At 70.3% G+C, this 16292-nt stretch carries 10 protein-coding genes; 1 reads left to right on the forward strand and 9 read right to left on the reverse strand.

Translation table 11 applies throughout. The annotated features are described in order from the left end of the window. Window positions 1-25: 25 nt before the first annotated feature. The 8 genes from EOE66_RS14595 to EOE66_RS14630 form a co-directional block, all read right to left on the reverse strand. The gene (locus EOE66_RS14595) at window positions 26-277 is read right to left on the reverse strand and encodes a hypothetical protein (protein WP_128229451.1); all 252 of its coding nucleotides are present in this window, start codon (window positions 275-277) and stop codon (window positions 26-28) included. 126 nt (window positions 278-403) lie between these two features. Next, window positions 404-2599 carry a sensor histidine kinase gene (locus tag EOE66_RS14600; protein ID WP_128229452.1) on the reverse strand — a complete coding sequence of 732 codons (2196 nt, stop codon included), beginning with the start codon at window positions 2597-2599 and terminating at the stop codon, window positions 404-406. A gap of 8 nt (window positions 2600-2607) precedes the next feature. Beyond that, window positions 2608-3339, reverse strand: a complete 732-nt coding sequence (locus EOE66_RS14605; RefSeq protein ID WP_128229453.1) for a LuxR C-terminal-related transcriptional regulator — start codon at window positions 3337-3339, stop codon at window positions 2608-2610. Window positions 3340-3438: 99 nt separating this feature from the next. Continuing rightward, window positions 3439-4416 carry an NADPH:quinone oxidoreductase family protein gene (locus EOE66_RS14610; RefSeq protein WP_128229454.1) on the reverse strand — a complete coding sequence of 326 codons (978 nt, stop codon included), beginning with the start codon at window positions 4414-4416 and terminating at the stop codon, window positions 3439-3441. A gap of 113 nt (window positions 4417-4529) precedes the next feature. Beyond that, complete coding sequence (locus EOE66_RS14615; RefSeq protein WP_128229455.1) at window positions 4530-7496, reverse strand: zinc-dependent metalloprotease; 2967 nt, start codon at window positions 7494-7496, stop codon at window positions 4530-4532. A gap of 106 nt (window positions 7497-7602) precedes the next feature. Next, on the reverse strand, window positions 7603-9267 hold the full coding sequence (gene ettA / locus EOE66_RS14620; protein WP_128229456.1) for an energy-dependent translational throttle protein EttA: 1665 nt from the start codon (window positions 9265-9267) through the stop codon (window positions 7603-7605). A 143-nt stretch (window positions 9268-9410) separates the two neighbouring features. Then, window positions 9411-11348: a putative bifunctional diguanylate cyclase/phosphodiesterase gene (locus EOE66_RS14625; protein WP_128229457.1), complete on the reverse strand. Its 1938-nt coding sequence runs from the start codon at window positions 11346-11348 to the stop codon at window positions 9411-9413. Between the two features lie 2 nt (window positions 11349-11350). Then, window positions 11351-12493, reverse strand: coding sequence for an FIST signal transduction protein (locus EOE66_RS14630; RefSeq protein WP_128229458.1), 1143 nt, complete (start codon window positions 12491-12493; stop codon window positions 11351-11353). 309 nt (window positions 12494-12802) lie between these two features. Between EOE66_RS14630 and EOE66_RS14635 the strand changes: the two genes are divergently transcribed. Beyond that, on the forward strand, window positions 12803-14200 hold the full coding sequence (locus tag EOE66_RS14635) for a DEAD/DEAH box helicase (protein WP_128229459.1): 1398 nt from the start codon (window positions 12803-12805) through the stop codon (window positions 14198-14200). Window position 14201: 1 nt separating this feature from the next. Here EOE66_RS14635 and EOE66_RS14640 read toward each other — a convergent pair whose 3' ends face one another. Next, complete coding sequence (locus EOE66_RS14640) at window positions 14202-16217, reverse strand: peptidase U32 family protein (RefSeq protein WP_128229460.1); 2016 nt, start codon at window positions 16215-16217, stop codon at window positions 14202-14204. Window positions 16218-16292 lie beyond the last annotated feature (75 nt).

Here is a 16292-nt window from a genome sequence, read left to right on the forward strand (position 1 = left end):
TGGGGAATGGAAAGACTACAACGCGTCAGGGCGCCGGAACGGTGACACCGAGACACGTATTGCAACGACCCAGACCGCGCAAACGCGGATCGGGCTTGCCGTCGCCGGTCTTGAAGTTGGCGTGACAGCGGATGCACACGTACATCTTCGAGCTGGACATCATCGGCCGCACGCCAGGTTCGGCATTGGGGCGGGCGGCGGTGTACTCGGCCTGCGTCTGGCGCAGTTTGGGGCCGGCGGTGGTCTCAGGAACAGTGGGCGTGCGGCGAGTTGTCATAGCAGATGTTTGCCGGGGTGGCGGGCCCCGATCGACGCGAAGTGCGTATTGTCCCCTGAAATCGAGGCAGCTTGCACACCGTGGTTGCGCGTCGGGCACTGGGAAGTTCCCGATGGAGCCCGGCGCTCAGGCGGGGCTGGCGAACTCCGGCACGCGCACCGTGCAGACGATGCCGCGCTCGCCGTTTTCGGACCAGGCCACCTCGCCGCCAAGCAGCTTCACGCGCTTGCGCACGCCGCCCAGGCCCAGCCCGTGCGCCCAGCCCTCGGGGTTGCGGCCGAGGCCGTCGTCGGCCACCTGCAGGCGCAGCACCGGGCCCTCGAGCTGCAGGCTCACTTCCACGTGCGTGGCGTGGCCGTGGAAGAGCGCGTTGCTGACCAGTTCGCGCAGCACGCGGGTGAGGGCCGACCACTGCACCACGGTCAGCGGCCGGTCGTGATCGACCTGCAGGTGCCAGCCCAGGCTGGCCTGGGCCACGCTCAGGCGCTGGGTGAGATCGGCCTTCCACTCGGCGGCCGCATGCGAAAGGCGGTGCTCGGTGGCCGCCAGGCCGCGCGTGAGCGTCTTCAGGTCCTGCAGCGTGTGGCGGATGTAGTCCTCCATCTCGCGGCTCTGGGCCTGGTACATCAGCGTCAGCAGACGCGCGCCGATGTCGTCGTGCAGGTCCTGCGCGATGCGCTGGCGCTCTTCGGCGCGGCCGCGCTCCACCGCGGCGTCGTAGGCCACGGCGCGGCGCAACTGCTCCACCACGCGGTCGGCCAGGCGGGCGTCTTCCAGCGTGAAGAGGCGCTGGCCTCGCCGCGCGTGGCGCAGCACCAGGCCTTGCAGGGGTTGGCCCGAGCCCGGCGCATCGTCATCCGCCGGCCGCAGCGGCACGGCCAGCGCAGAACCGCCGCCGAGCAGACGCGCGCGCACGGGCACGCGGTCGACCACCTGCACCTCCAGCGGTTCGAACAGTTCGCGCATCAGGCGCGCCAGCAACTGCGGGTGGCTGCGCGGCTGCGCCTGCAGTTCGCGGGCGGCGCGGTACAGGTGCTCGAAGGTGCGTTCGGTGGTCAGCACGCTGGTGCCCACCAGGTGCTGCAGCACCCACTGGCGCGCCGCGGCGTACAGGCCCACGCCGATGAAGACGGCCACCGCCAGCGAAGCGAAGTCGCTCAGCGAGAAGACCGCGGCGAAGAGCAGGTCGAGCGAGGTGACGACGGTGCTCACGCCCGCCAGCAGCGAAAACTCGCGCAGCACCTGGCGCCGCCTGGCAAGGAAGGGGGTGAGCAGCAGCAGCGAGGCGACGAACAGGTACCAGGTGGCCGATGCCGCCGCTGCGACGGTGGCGCTGGCCGGCCCCGGCCCCGAGGCGCCGGCCACCGCCGCGGTCACCAGCGCCAGCGTGAGCCAGGCTGCGCCAGCCAGGCGCCGCAGCACCAGCGCATGGGCGTTGGCCTGGCGGCGCTGGCCGATGTGGGCCACGGCCACGGCCCAGGCCCCCAGGCCTAGGCAGGCGGCCTGCGCCAGCCACCACAGCGGCAGCGCGTGGGTGGCTGCCGCCGCCCACCAGGCCGGCACCAGGCCCCAGGCCAGCAGGGCCTGCCAGCGCGGCGCGTGCGTGAGCAGGATGAAGGCGTGCACGGCCGCTGCCGTGCTGGCGATGTCCAGCGTGGCGCGCACCGGCAGATCGCAGGCCAGGGCCCCGATGGGCAAGCCCAGGCCGCGCGTGCCCTCCAGCGCGATGTAGACCAGGTTGCCGGCCTGGCACAGCGCCATCACCAGGAAGAGCAGCTTGCGCGGCTGCGGCCGGGCCAGCATCAGCACCACGGCAAAGAGGTAGACCAGCAAGGCCAGGCCGCTCAGCGGCCAGAAGGCCCAGCCGAGCCCGGCGTAGCCGCGCGGGCCGACGGGCCGCTCGGTGACGCGGCCATCGGGGCCGTGCAGCTGCAGCACGCCGCCGGGGCGGGCCAGCAGCGTTGCGAGGGCCTCGTGCTGCTGCACTTGCCGCAGCCTTTCGGCATCCACCACCTGCCAGCGGGGTGAGCGGTGCAGCAGCAGCGCATCCACCGGCTGCGGGGCCAGGCCCGGTGCGCTGACGGCCACCACCTGCAGCGTTTGTGCGTCGTCGATGCGCAGGTGCAGGCTGCCGCTGTCGCCGGCGGTCCACTCGCCACCAAGGTAGGGCGTGGCTGCCAGCCAGCGGGCCAGGGCGAACACCGCCAGACAACCCAGCACTGCAGCGAGCACCAGCACCTGGCGGCGCCAGCCGAAGACGGGCTGTTCGTCGTCGAGGCCCGGCTCGGGCGGCGGGCTTGGGGCGGCGGGCGTGCAGGGCACGCCTTACCTCACACCAGGCCTTGCTTGCTGGCGAGCACCGCGGCTTCGGCGCGGCTGCTCACGTTGAGCTTCTTGTAGATGGACTTGATGTGGTCGTTGACGGTGAACCACTTGATGCCCATCAGGCTGGCGATTTCCTTGATGGTGAAGCCCTTGCTCAGGTAGGTGAGCACCTCGCTCTCGCGCGGGGTGAGGCGCTCGTGGTCGGGCTTGCGCTCGATGGGCACCGGCCGGCTGGTGGTGAAGGGCGGCGGCATGAAGCCCGAATCAGGGGCCGTGGTGTCACCGCCGCCGGGCCGGAAGTGCGTGAGCAGGCGGCGTGCGATGGCCGGGCTCAGCGGCGGCTGGCCGCGCACGATCTTCTGCAGTTCTTCCACCAGCACCTCGAAGCGGTCTTCCTTGAGCAGGTAGCCGTCGGCGCCGCACTGCAGTGCAGGGAAAAGGTGGTCGTCGTCGCTGTAGAGCGTGGTGACGATCTTGGTGGCCGGGTAGTGCGCCAGTTCCGACAGCAACTCCATGCCGTTGCCGTCGGGCAGCTCGAGGTCGACCATGATGAGCTTGAAGGGGTCGACGCCATGGAGCCCTTGCGAGCCGCCGGTGAGCGAAATGTGACGGCGCGCCGTCTCCAGATCGCCGGCTTCCGTGATGACGATGGCGTCGCTGAAACTCTCGCGCACCACACGACACAGAAAGCTCCGCGCCACCGGGTTGTCTTCGAGGATCAGCACCTTGACGGCCATGGGGCGGACTCCACCTGGGAAAGACCGCAATCCTAGCGCGGACGGGGGCTTGTGCTACCCGTTTCGAGACCCCCTTATGGGTTGCCCGCGCTCCTTCGGTCAACCGTTGACGAGCAGCAGTTTGCCCATCACCTGGCGCGAGCCCATGCGGGCGTAGGCGGCCTTCAGCTCGCTCATGGGCAGCGTCTGGTCGATCACGGGCTTGATCTGCCCGGCGGCGTACCAGCCTGCCAGTTGCAGCATCGCGGCCTGGCTGGCTGCGGGCTCGCGGCGCACGAAGTCGCCCCAGAACACGCCCACCACCGAGGCACCCTTGAGCAGCGCCAGGTTCCAGGGCAGCGCCGGGATGGCGCCGCCGGCAAAGCCGACGACGAGGTAGCGGCCGCGCCAGGCGATGCTGCGGAACACGGGCTCGGCAAGGTCGCCGCCCACGGGGTCGTAGACGACATCGGGGCCTCGGCCGTCGGTGAGGGCCTTCAGCGCATCGCGCACGTTCTCGCGGCTGTAGTTCAGCGTGGCATCGGCGCCCAGCTCGATGCAGCGCTGGCACTTCTCGTCGGTGGAGGCGGCAGCGATCACGCGCGCACCGGAGGCCTTGGCGATCTGCAGCGCGGCGGTGCCCACGCCGCCGGCAGCGCCGAGCACGAGCACGGTCTCGCCGGGTTTCAGCTGCGCGCGGTCGATCAGCGCGTGGTGCGAGGTGCCGTAGGTGAACGCAAAGGCCGCGCCGTCCTCGAGCGCGAAGCCCGGTGGCAGCGGCAGCACGCCCGAGGCGGGCACCACGGCGTGCGTGGCAAAGCCGCCGTGGCTGCCGATGGCGGCCACCGCCATGCCCGGCTTGAGATGGCGCACGCCTTCGCCCACGGCCTCCACCGTGCCCGCGAACTCCGAGCCCGGCGCGAAGGGCAGCGGCGGCTTGACCTGGTACTTGCCCTGCACGGTCAGCAGGTCAGGGAAGTTCAGGCTCGCCGCGCGGATGGCGATGCGCACCTGCCCGGCCTGCGGCTCGGGCGTGGGCAGTTCCTGCCAGCTGAGGGCGTCGACGCCGTCGAGGGTGGTGCAGAGCCAGGCGTGCATGGGAGTCTCCGTGGTGAACAAAAGCGCCCTGCAAGCCAGGGCCTGCAGGGCGCGCGGATCATAAGCAGCGGCTCCGCAGGGGCTGCGTCGCCGCGGTGACGCCAGGGCCGCGGCTAGAGGCCCAGGCGCAGCATCGGTGCGGCCAGCGCCTGGCGCAGGGTGTCGATGCTGTCGGCCAGGTGCACGGCCGTGTCGCTGTCGGCGCGCACACCGCGGCCCTGCGCCGCTTCCAGCCGAGAAAGCAGCCGCCTGGCGTGCAGGCGGGTGAGGCCGCGGGCATCGGCGCGGGTCTGCGGCGTCAGGCGCAGCAATGCGGCCGCCAGGCGGTTGACGTGCCCCCGCTGCAGCTCACGCCGCTCGGGGCGGATCACGCCGCCCTTGATGCCGCCCGTGCCCAGCTCGCTCCAGACGTCGTCGCTCAGGCGCTGGTACAGCTCGGACAGCTGCAGCGCCTCGCTGGGTTTGTCGAACTTGGTGGCGCTGTCCTGCACGCGCGCGGCCAGGCCGTCGCTCATCAGGAAGTTCAGCACCGCCATCTGCAGGCCCAGCAGGCGCTGCGGCAGCACGAAGTCGCCGGCATCTCCGATGAGCTCGGCGCGGTCCAGGAAATCAGGCGCCAGGCGCCGCTGCAGGGCCGGCGTGAGGCTCAGCCCTTCAGCCGACAGCGCGGCCTTGCTCATCAGCTCGAGCGATTGCCGCTGCACCGCACCGCTGACGGGCTGCAGCGGCTCGCGCCCGCTGCCCGGGAAGTCGCGCAGCGTGCGCACGCCGCCCAGCTGGCGCGCCAGCACGCCCAGCGAACGAGCCACGTCGTTGAGCGCGTAGTTCAGCGAACGGCGCAGCACGGCGTAGTCGCGGTCGGCCGGCAATTCGCGCGTTTCCTGGCGCTTGAAGAGATCGCGCGCGATCTCCAGGCGCTTGGCGGCAAAGGCCAGCGGGTCGGCACCCAGGTCGCCCTGGATGATCTCGGGGTCGAGACCGAAGAGCACGTCTTCGTCCGTGCCGAAGGCCAGCAGCGGATCCTTGCTGCGCTCGGCGATGCGCTGCAGCTCGGCCTTCTCGTCTTCGGCCTTTGCGCCCGCCGGCAGCGTCTTGTACGCGTACTCGACGGCCCAGTAGTCGTAAGGCCCCAGCGTGGTCTGGAAGGGCATGCCGCCGCTCTGGCCCGGGCGCGGCAGGTTCACCGCGTTGTATTCCATCACCGAGCCGGTGGTGCCGTAGGCGCGCGTGAACTCGGCGTCGGCCAGCTGCGCCTCGGTGTAGGCGCGCGAGGCGCGGAAGTTGTGGCGCAGGCCGAGGGCGTGACCCACCTCGTGCATCAGCGCCTCTTTCACGTAGTCTTGAACGAACTGCTGGGCCACGGGGCTGTCGGGCTCCAGCTCGCCGCGGGCTTCCAGCACCGACATGGCATAGCCCACCTGCTCGGCCATGAATTCGCCGTGCATGCAGCGCGCCAGTTCCGGCGGCAGCGCGCCGCTGTCGGCCAGCGCCGCGGGCGGCTCGAAGATGCGCGCGAAGCTGTGGCCGGGCGGCAGGCCCTGGGCGGCGCCGGGCTCGGCCGCAGCGCCTGCCGACAGGGCTGCGCGCGGAGCGCCCAGCACCTGCGAGCGCAGGCCGCGGATGCCGCGCGTGGTCATGCCCTCGAAGGCGATGTCGGCGTCGAGGATCTCGCCAGTGCGCGGGTCGATGTGGGATGGGCCGATGGCACCGAAGGCCGGCTCGGCGTTCATCATCCAGCGCACCGAGGCGTAGCCGTAGTCGAGCGTGTCGAACTTTGCGTCGTCGGGCTGCTGCTCCACCTTGATGGCATCGCGGAAGCCGATCTTCTCGAAGGCCTTGTTCCACTCGAGGATGGCCGCGCGCGTGGTCTCGCGCCAGGCCAGCGGCACGTTGCGGTCGATCCAGAAGGTGATGGGCTTGACGGGGTCGGACAGTGCCGCCTCGGGGTCCTTCTTCTCCAGGCGCCAGCGCGTGACGAAGCGCTGGCGCGGGGTGCGCGCGAGCTCGTCGCTGAAGTCGAGCACGGTGGTGGTGAAGAGGCCCACGCGAGGGTCGGCGCGGCGGGCCTTCATCGGCATTTCAGGCAGTGGCGCCAGCGAGTAGCTCAGGCTCACGAGCATGCTGCGCGCGTCGGGCAGGTAGCGCGGGATCTGCGGGACCGGCATGCCCGGCATCAGACCCTGCGGTGCCGAAGACACGCCGCCGGTGAAGTAGTGCGCCTGCGTTTCCACCGTGGTGGCCACGGCAGAACCGCGCACGGCGGTGATAAGCGTGTTGCCGCGGTCCAGGCCGTAGCCTTGGCGCAGGCCGCGCTGCAGCATGGCGCCGATGCCGATCATGTCGCCCAGGAAGATGGGGTTGGCCTCCACCAGCACGCTCTTGCGGTCGGGGTGGGGCTGGCTGCCCACGGGCACCGAGGCCAGCAGGCTGTTGGAGTAGCTGTCGGCCACGGCCCGCGCCTCGGGCGTGCCCGCAGCGGCAAGCACCTCGGTGTTGCGCGCCTGCAGGCGCACCTGGTTGTGCACGCGCACGAACTCCACCACCTGGGCGCCGCCCGTGCCGTTGAAGGGCAGCGCCATCAGGCCGCCGAGCACGAAGGCCTCGCCGATGCCGCTCTTGATCTTGGGCGAGAGCAGGAACAGCTTGCCGAACTGCGCCGGCAGCAACTCGATCCAGACCTTGTCGTCCTTCTGCCAGAACACCAGCGGGCCGTCGATGCGGCGCGCGTCCTTGATCACGGTGGCAAAGGGCGGCGGGCCGCTCGGCGGGCCCCCGGCCATGGGGCCCGGGGCGCTGCCGGGTGGCGCGCCCAGGGCCGCTGGCAGGGCCAGGCGCGCGGTGCCGCCGTTGGCTGCACTGGCCGCAGGGCCGGGAGCCGCCGCGTTGGTCGGTGCCGCTGCCGTGGCCGGTGCGGTGGTGGCGGCGGCGGGCGCCGGCGCCTTGGCGGCCGAAGCGGCAGCGCTGGCCGCCGCGGCCTGGCCGCCAGGCGCTTCGCCGGTGGGCAGCTGCGCGCAGGCGCCGAGCAAGACGGTCGAGGCCGCGCTCAGGGCGGCGCGGCGGGTCAGGGGGCGGATGCGCATGGAAGCTGCGGGCGCCGGGCGCCAGGAGGGTGACGGTTCATTGTGGGCCAAAGCCCGCCACCGCGCTGCCGCCGCCCCAGGGGGCTGGCGGCAGGCCATCACGCTCTCAGCGGATGGGCTTGAAGCGCACGCGCTTGGGCCGCGCGCCTTCTTCACCCAGGCGCTTCTTCTTGTCGGCTTCGTACTCCTGGTAGTTGCCGTTGTAGAAGAACCATTGGCTGTCGCCCTCGCAGGCGAGGATGTGCGTGCAGATGCGGTCAAGGAACCAGCGGTCGTGGCTGATGACCATGGCGCTGCCCGCAAACTCCAGCAGCGCCTCTTCCAGCGCGCGCAGGGTTTCCACGTCCAGGTCGTTCGACGGCTCGTCCAGCATCAGCACGTTGCCGCCCTTGGCCAGGGTCTTGGCCAGGTGCAGGCGGCCGCGCTCACCCCCGGAGAGGCTGCCCACCATCTTCTGCTGGTCGTTGCCCTTGAAGTTGAAGCGGCCGAGGTAGGCGCGCGAGGGCATCACGAACTTGCCGACGACGATGTTGTCCAGGCCGCCGGAGACGTCTTCCCACACGGTCTTGTCGGCGTCCAGGCTTTCGCGGCTCTGGTCGACGAAGGCCAGTTGCGCGGTCTTGCCGATCTTGACCTGGCCGCTGTCGGGCTGCTCCACGCCTTGCAGCATGCGGAAGAGCGTGGACTTGCCGGCGCCGTTGGGGCCGATGATGCCGACGATGGCACCGGGCGGCACCTTGAAGCTCAGCTTGTCGATGAGCAGGCGGTCGCCGAAGCTCTTGCTGACGTTGTCGAACTCGATGACTTCATTGCCCAGGCGCTCGGCCACGGGGATGAAGATCTCGTTCGTGACGTTGCGCTGCTGGTATTCGACGTCGCTCAGCTCCTCGAAGCGCGCCAGGCGGGCCTTGCTCTTGGTCTGGCGGGCCTTGGCGTTGGAGCGAACCCACTTCAGTTCCTCCTTCATCGCCTTCATGCGCGCGTCTTCGCTCTTCTGCTCCTGCTCCAGGCGCTTTTCCTTCTGGTCGAGCCATTCGGAGTAGTTGCCCTTCCAGGGGATGCCGGCGCCACGGTCGAGTTCAAGGATCCATTCGGCCGCGTTGTCGAGGAAGTAGCGGTCGTGGGTGATGGCCACCACGGTGCCCGGGAAACGCTGCAGGAAGTGCTCCAGCCACTCCACGCTTTCGGCGTCCAGGTGGTTGGTGGGCTCGTCGAGCAGCAGCATGTCGGGCTTGCTCAGCAGCAGGCGGCACAGCGCCACGCGGCGCTTCTCGCCGCCCGAGAGCAGGCCGATCTTGGCGTCCCAGGGCGGCAGGCGCAGCGCGTCGGCGGCCAGTTCCAGCTGCAGGTCGGTGTTCTCGCTGCCGGCGGCGGCGATGATGGCCTCCAGCTCGGCCTGCTCGGCGGCGAGCTTGTCGAAATCGGCGTTCTCGTCGGCGTACTCGGCGTAGACCTCGTCCAGCCGCTTCTTGGCCGCGATGACGCCGCCCACGCCTTGCTCCACCACCTCGCGCACGGTCTGTTCGGGCGGCAGCAGCGGTTCCTGCGGCAGGTAGCCGATGTTCAGGCCGGGCATGGGCACGGCTTCGCCTTCGATCTCCTTGTCGATGCCGGCCATGATCTTCAGCAGCGTGCTCTTGCCCGAGCCGTTGACGCCCAGCACGCCGATCTTGGCGCCGGGGAAGAAGGACAGGGTGATGTTCTTCAGGATCTGCCGCTTCGGCGGCACGATCTTGCCGACGCGGTTCATGGTGAAGACGTATTGCGCCATGGTCACATGGTCCTTGGTGATGGGTGCGGAAGAGGGGGCAGACCGGCGCGCGAGTGCGGCGCAGGGGCTGCGGGGCGGCGGAGCCAGCCCGGTATTCTCGCCGCAGATTGCCCCGGCGGCCCGTGCGCGGCCGCCGCCCGGCGTCACACGGCTGGCAGGTCGGTGCCCAGGGCGAGGGCCTCGCGGGGCAGCAGCGGGGCCAGTTTTTCCGCGGTCATCGGCCGGCCGAGCAGGTAGCCCTGCACCTCATCGCACCCATGGGCCTTCAGGAAGGCCAATTGTTCGGGGGTCTCCACGCCCTCGGCCACCACGCGCATCTCCAGGCTGTGGGCCATGGCGATCACGGCCTGCGTGATGGCAGCGTCGTCGCGGTCGTCTGGCAGGCCCTGGATGAACGAGCGGTCGATCTTCAAGGTCTGCGCAGGGAAGCGCTTCAAGTAGGCCAGCGACGAGTAACCGGTGCCGAAGTCGTCGATGGCGATGGCCATGCCCAGGGTGTGCAGGCGCAGCAGCACCTGCTGGGCGCGGTCGGGGTCGCTCATCAGCAGGCTCTCGGTGATCTCCACCTCGAGGGCCTGGGCCTCGAGCACGGTTTCGCTGAGCGCGGCCTGCACCTCGTTGATCAGGCCTTCGTTGCCGAACTGCCGCGCAGAGAGATTGATGGCGCAGCGCGGCGGCTCCAGCCCCGCCTCGCGCCAAAGGCGGATCTGGTGGCAGGCCTCGCCCATCACCCAGTGGCCGAGCTGCACGATGAGGCCGCTCTCCTCCGCCAGGTCGATGAACTCGCCCGGGGGGATCAGGCCGCGCGTCGGGTGCTGCCAGCGCAGCAGCGCCTCCATGCCGCACATCGCGCCGTCGCTGAGGCGGAAGCGGGGCTGGTAGTGCAGCACCAGCTCCTGGCGGGCCACGGCCTGGCGCAGGTCGCCTTCCAGCGCGAAGTGGCGCGCCGCGCGCTCGGCGAGCTCGGAGGTGAAGAACTGGAAGTTGTTCTTGCCCCGGGCCTTGGCCAGGTACATGGCCGAGTCGGCGTTCTTCAGCAGCGTCGTGGTGTCGTCGCCATCGCTCGGGAACAGGGCGATGCCGACACTGGCGCTGACCTGCACCGGCCGGTCTGACAGCCGCATGGGCTCGCACAGCACGTTCAGCACGCGGGAGGCCACCTTCGAGAGCGTGGACGGGTCGGTCGTGTTCTGGATGAGGATGACGAACTCGTCACCACCCAGGCGCGCCACGGTATCCACCTGGCGCACAAGGCCCGACAGGCGTCGGGCCATGGTCTTCAGCAACTCGTCGCCCGCGTCGTGGCCCAGCGTGTCGTTGACGTACTTGAAGCGGTCGAGGTCGATGAAGAGCACCGCCAGCCCCAACCGGGTGAGGCGCGCCTGGCGCAGCCCGCTCTCCAATTGCTCGATCAGCATGCTGCGGTTGGGCAGCCCGGTCAGGCTGTCGTAGCGGGCCAGCTGCATCACCTGCTGCTCGGCCACGGTGCTGTGTGTCACGTCCGAGCCCACGCCGCGGTAGCCGGTGAAGCGCTCGCCATCGAAGACCGGCTCTCCGCTGATGCGGATGTACAGCGGGGTGCCATCCGGCTGCTGTACGCGGAAACGCAGGTTCCTGAAAGGTTTGCGGTCGTCGGTCAGCAGCCGGTGCTTGCAGGCGTCGTCCTCGTCGATGGCGGTGACGGCCTCGCCGATTTGCTGGCCGGTCAGCAGTGCGGCGAGATCGCCGGTGCTGCCCAGGTCGTGGCTGGAGACGTAGTGGAAGCGCAGCGTCGCGTCCTGCTCCCACACCCAGTCGGACGACAGCGACACCAGGCTGGCCAGGCGCGCCTGGCTGGCTCTCAGCTCGTTGTAGAGCTCGCCCATCTCGCGCGAGGCCACCTCCTGCGAGCGCTCCATCAGGTAGCGGTCCTGCTCGGCGTCGGCATAGGCCCGGCTGACGCGGTCCATCAGGCCCGGCAAAGCCGGATGGGCGGTGGCCAGGGCGTCTGGAGACAGCTGCGCCCGCCGCAACTGCCGCAGCAGCATCGGGTGCCAGGTGGCGCACGCCGCCGCCGGGGTGGGGCTCTCGTCGCCCGCCATGCTCAGTCCTCGGAGAACACCGTGACCGTCATGGTCTGGTTGTGCAAAACGCAGGCGCCGCCCGCGCCCGCCGGAGCGATCTCGCCGTAGGAGTAGAAGCCGACGTGCGCGCTGCTCACCGGCGCCCGCTCGGCAATGATTTCGACCTCTTCTTCGGCGCGCTCGCCAAGCATGAGCCGCCGGCCGACGCAGCTGACCGAGATGACCAGCGAGGCGGCGGTGTTGCCCAGGCCCTCCGTGGCCTGCGACATGGCCTGCGCGGCGCTGCCGATGAGGCTGTCGTCGGTGGTGCGCATGAGCCGGGCTTCGTGGCCTTCGGGCATGTCGCCGGCAAAGGTCATGGTGCGTGCCGCATCGTCGATGCCCAGGATGGTGCGGACCAGCGGCCGCCCGGTGCCGCCTGGCGCGCGGATGGACAGCGGGAACAGCAGCGCCGAGCCCGGAAGTTCTGCGGCGAGCTTGCCGAGGTAGTCCTTGTAGAGGTCGAGGGCCGGCTTGCCGTCCAGTTCGTGCAGCACTGGGCCCACGCTCTTGGTGATGCGGCGCTGCGGGCCGAAGTCCATCCAGCCGCCGTCGCAGCCGCTGTGCGCACGCAGCCGGTCGCCATACAGGCCCACGGCGCTGACGATGTGGCGTTGCGGCAAGTCTTGGGACAGCACCCAGGTCTTGGAGAAGGCCGCGCCGTCACCGGCCAGGCCGCCCGTGACCTGCACGCCGGGTGGCAGCGCGGCCACCAGACCGGCCACCAGCGTGGCGCCATTGACGGCCAGGCCTTCGGAGAGGATGAACACGGCGCGCAGGTCGTCGCCGGCCAGCAGCGCCGCCAGTTCGGCACCGGCTGCGGCGGAGGCCGCGGCTTCCTTGACCGCGGTTTCCACGCGGCGCAGCCGCGTGTGCTCGAACTGCGCCACCGCCACGCTGAGGCTCTCATCGCTGAGGGCGCCGCCAGAGATCTCGCCCGAAGTGGAGCAGCCCAGGATCACCGCGTGCGGCAGCGCCGCGCGCAGCGCCTGGAAGGGGGCCGGGTGTTCGGCGAAGCTGCTCGAACCGAAGGCCAGCACCAGCGTCTGCGGGCTGTCCATGTGGGCTGGGGGCGCGGTGCTCCAGCCCTCGGCCAGACGGTAGGTCAAGACTTGGCTTTTCATTGTTGTTGGTCTCGTCAGTCGCAGCCGCCACCCGGGCTGTGACGGTAGCTTCGGCAGCCCCTGCGTGAACTTGAGCGCAAGCCCGTGCGGCCGCCGGCCCGTGAGAAGCACCCCTGCAGGCGCGCTGTTGTGGGCGCTGCGCCAGGGGCGCCCGCTAGAATGCAGCTTGCGCAGCGGCTTCCAGTCATCGCTGTGCGGTCGACCTCCCGACGCTTCCTCTCAGCTCTCGCGCCTTCCGACTGGTGCACCCGCCACGGGTGACAGCAGGCTGCGAACCACGGCCCCTGATCCTCTCCTGGGCCCCACTCCATGTTGTTTACCGAACTCGGCCTGGCCGAGCCGCTCCTGCGTGCCATCCACGACCAGGGCTACGAATCCCCCACCCCCATCCAGGCGCAAGCCATCCCGCAGGTGCTCAAGGGCGGCGACCTGCTCGCCGGCGCACAAACCGGCACCGGCAAGACCGCCGGCTTCACGCTGCCCATGCTGCACCGCCTGGCCGCGGGCGCGCCGGTTAAAGATGCGCGCGGCCGCCCGGCCATCCGTGCGCTGATCCTCACGCCCACGCGTGAACTCGCCGCGCAGGTGGAAGAGAGCGTGCGCACCTACGGCAAGTACCTGCCGCTGAAGAGCATGGTGATGTTCGGCGGCGTGGGCATGCAGCCGCAGATCGACAAGCTGCGCCAGGGCGTGGACATCCTGGTGGCCACGCCGGGCCGCCTGCTCGACCACCACCAGAACCGCACGCTCGACCTGAGCCATGTGGAAATCTTCGTGCTCGACGAAGCCGACCGCATGCTCGACATGGGCTTCATCCACGACATCAAGAAGGTGCTGGCCATCGTGCCGGCGAAGAAGCAGAGCCTGCTTTTCAGCGCCACCTTCAGCGACGAGATCAAGGCCCTGGCCGACCGGCTGCTGAACGCGCCCGCGCTCATCGAGGTGGCGCGCCGCAACCAGACCAACGAGTCCATCGCGCAGAAGCTGCACCCCGTGGGCCGCGAGCGCAAGAAGGAACTGCTGGCGCACCTGATCAAGAGCGGCGACTGGCACCAGGTGCTGGTGTTCACGCGCATGAAACACGGCGCCAACCGGCTCACCGAATACCTGAACGACCAGGGCATCAGTGCCATGGCCATCCACGGCAACAAGAGCCAGACGGCGCGCACCAAGGCGCTGGCCGACTTCAAGAGCGGTGACCTGCAGGTGCTGGTGGCCACCGACATCGCGGCGCGCGGCATCGACATCGACCAGCTGCCGCACGTGGTGAACTTCGAACTGCCCAACGTGCCGGAAGACTACGTGCACCGCATCGGCCGCACCGGCCGCGCCGGCGCGCAGGGCGAGGCCGTGAGCCTGGTGTGCGTGGACGAGGAGATCTTCCTCAAGGACATCGAGCGCCTGATCAAGCGCAGCATCCCGCGCGAAGAGGTGCCGGGCTTCGGCCCGCCAGCCGGCGAGAAGGCCGAGCCCATCGTGCTGGGCCGCATGACCATCGGCGTGGGCGGCACCAAGCGCAACGCGGGCGGCGGCTTCGGCGGCGGCCGGCCGGGTGGTGGTGGTCGCCCGGGTGGCGGCGGTGGTGGTGGCGGCGGCGGTGGCCGCCCCGGCGCCGGCCGCGGGCCGGGCGGTGCGCCGGGTGGCCGCAGCGGTGGTGGCGGCGGTGGCCGCCCGCAAGCTTCGCGCGGCGGCCCGCCGAAGCGTTGATTCAGCCCGCGCGCGGGTGCACCGGCAGCGGCAGATCGGGCCGTGTGCGGTAGAAGACCAGCGGCGCCTCCGGCGGCGCTTGGCGCACCTCACGCGCGGTGTCGCGCAGCACGTTCTTGCGGATGGCGCCCACCACGTGCATCTCGCAGGGCTTGCAGTCGAAACGCAGCGTGAGCGTGTCTTCGCCGTGCACCAGCGTCATGGGCTCGGCGCGCACCGTGCCCTGCACGCCCACCACGCCCTTGGCCTGCTTCGGGCACAGGCTCAGGCTCCAGCGCACGCAGTGCTTGGTGATCATCAGCGGCACCGCGCCCAGCTCCTCGTGGCTTTCGTAGGCGGCGCCGATCACCTGCACGCCGTGCCGCGCGTAGAACGCCGCGGCCTGGCTGTTGTACACATTGGCCAGGTAGCTGAGCGTGTCTTCCGGGTAGGCCACGGGGGGCTCGACCGGCGCTGAACGCAGCAGCGGTGCGAAGGCCGCAGCGCGCGCCGCCTCCAGCGCCGCCACGGCCTGGCGGCGCAGCGTGTTGGCCAGGCTGGCCGGCACGAACCAGGGCTCGGTGTAGCCGATGCCCACATGCCTCGCTTCGAACAGCGTGCCGCCCAGGGCCGAGAGTTTTTCCAGCACCGTCTGCCGGGCCTTCTCGGCGTCTTTCGCGCGCTCGTGCGCGTGAACAGCCGCCGCCTGGGCGTGGTGGCCGCGTTCGTCGGTGATGTCGAGCGCAAAGCCGTCCTGGGTGGCTGAGAGGTGCAGGTCCACCGCGATCAGCCGTTCGGCCGACTTCTTCTCCAGCAGCCGGTCCCAGGCCATGTCGCGGTTGCGGCTGATGGCCGCGGCCTTGCGCAGGTCCTTCAGCGTCGCCATCGGCGCATTCGGAAAGAGTCGCCAGCCGCGCCCGCCCAGCTTCTGCGCCACGTTGATGGGCACGCCCTGCAGCTCGCCCTGCAGGTCCCACCAGGTCAGCGCGTCGCCGTTGTTCATCACGGTGTCGCGGTGGTCGGCGTCCATGTCGAAGTGGTCGGGGCCGAGCTTGACCACGTGGCCCACGGCGATGCCGGCGTGCTTGGGCGTGTCGAAGGCGCCGATGTCGCCCAGCTCGGGCGGGCGGCGGCCGCCGACGAAGTAGTCGGTGGCGCCGCGGTTGTAGCCGCGGTCGGGGTCGGGCGTGAAGGTGTAGCGGCAGCGGCCGTCGCTGCTGGCGGTGAGTTCGGGGCGTTCTTCGAGCAGGCGGTCGAGCAGCTGGCGGTAGTGCGCGGTGACGTTCTTCACCGTGCCCATGTCCTTGTAGCGGCCTTCGATCTTGAAGCTGCGGATGCCCGCGTCCACCAGCGCGTGCAGATTGGCGCTCTGGTTGTTGTCCTTCAGGCTGAGCACGTGCTTGTCGTGCGCGACGATGCGGCCCTGGCTGTCCTTCACCGTGTAGGGCAGCCGGCATTCCTGGCTGCAGCTGCCGCGGTTGGCGCTGCGCCCGGTGTGCGCGTGGCTGATGAAACACTGGCCGCTGTAGGCCACGCACAGCGCGCCGTGCACGAAGAACTCGAGCGTGGCCTCCTGCACCTGGGCGCGGATGGCCTTGATCTGCTTGAGGTCGAGCTCACGCGCCAGCACCATCTGCGAGAAGCCCACGTCCTGCAGGAAACGCGCTTTCTCCGGCGTGCGGATGTCGGTCTGCGTGCTGGCGTGCAGCTGGATGGGCGGCAGGTCGAGCTGCAGCAGGCCCATGTCCTGCACGATGAGCGCATCGGCGCCGGCGCGCCACACGTCCCAGGCCATGCGGCGCGCAGCTTCGAGCTCGTCGTCGCGCAGGATGGTGTTCAGCGTGATGAAGATGCGCGCGCCAAATCGGTGGGCGTGGCGGCAGAGCGCTTCGATCTCGCTCAGCGGGTTGCCGGCCTTGTCGCGCGCGCCGAAAGCCGGGCCGCCGATATAGACGGCGTCTGCGCCGTGGTTGACGGCCTCGATGCCGATGGCGGCATCGCGCGCGGGGGCCAGCAGTTCAAGTTCGGCACGCGGCATGGCGGGCGGTGGTGGCGGCCGGGGTGGCCGGGGCCGCTATTGTTCCGCAGGCCGCGGCCGGCCCATCAAACCGGC

It is taken from the genome of Rubrivivax rivuli (assembly GCF_004016505.1).
Lineage (GTDB): Bacteria > Pseudomonadota > Gammaproteobacteria > Burkholderiales > Burkholderiaceae_C > Rubrivivax > Rubrivivax rivuli.

What these genes read in the sequence shown, in the direction of transcription:
- EOE66_RS14595 (WP_128229451.1), bottom strand. Translation starts at nt 277, where the DNA reads ATGACAACTCGCCGCACGCCCACTGTTCCTGAGACCACCGCCGGCCCC.
- EOE66_RS14605 (WP_128229453.1), bottom strand. Translation starts at nt 3,339, where the DNA reads ATGGCCGTCAAGGTGCTGATCCTCGAAGACAACCCGGTGGCGCGGAGC.
- EOE66_RS14610 (WP_128229454.1), bottom strand. Translation starts at nt 4,416, where the DNA reads ATGCACGCCTGGCTCTGCACCACCCTCGACGGCGTCGACGCCCTCAGC.
- EOE66_RS14615 (WP_128229455.1), bottom strand. Translation starts at nt 7,496, where the DNA reads ATGCGCATCCGCCCCCTGACCCGCCGCGCCGCCCTGAGCGCGGCCTCG.
- ettA (WP_128229456.1), bottom strand. Translation starts at nt 9,267, where the DNA reads ATGGCGCAATACGTCTTCACCATGAACCGCGTCGGCAAGATCGTGCCG.
- EOE66_RS14625 (WP_128229457.1), bottom strand. Translation starts at nt 11,348, where the DNA reads ATGGCGGGCGACGAGAGCCCCACCCCGGCGGCGGCGTGCGCCACCTGG.
- EOE66_RS14630 (WP_128229458.1), bottom strand. Translation starts at nt 12,493, where the DNA reads ATGAAAAGCCAAGTCTTGACCTACCGTCTGGCCGAGGGCTGGAGCACC.
- EOE66_RS14635 (WP_128229459.1), top strand. Translation starts at nt 12,803, where the DNA reads ATGTTGTTTACCGAACTCGGCCTGGCCGAGCCGCTCCTGCGTGCCATC.
- EOE66_RS14640 (WP_128229460.1), bottom strand. Translation starts at nt 16,217, where the DNA reads ATGCCGCGTGCCGAACTTGAACTGCTGGCCCCCGCGCGCGATGCCGCC.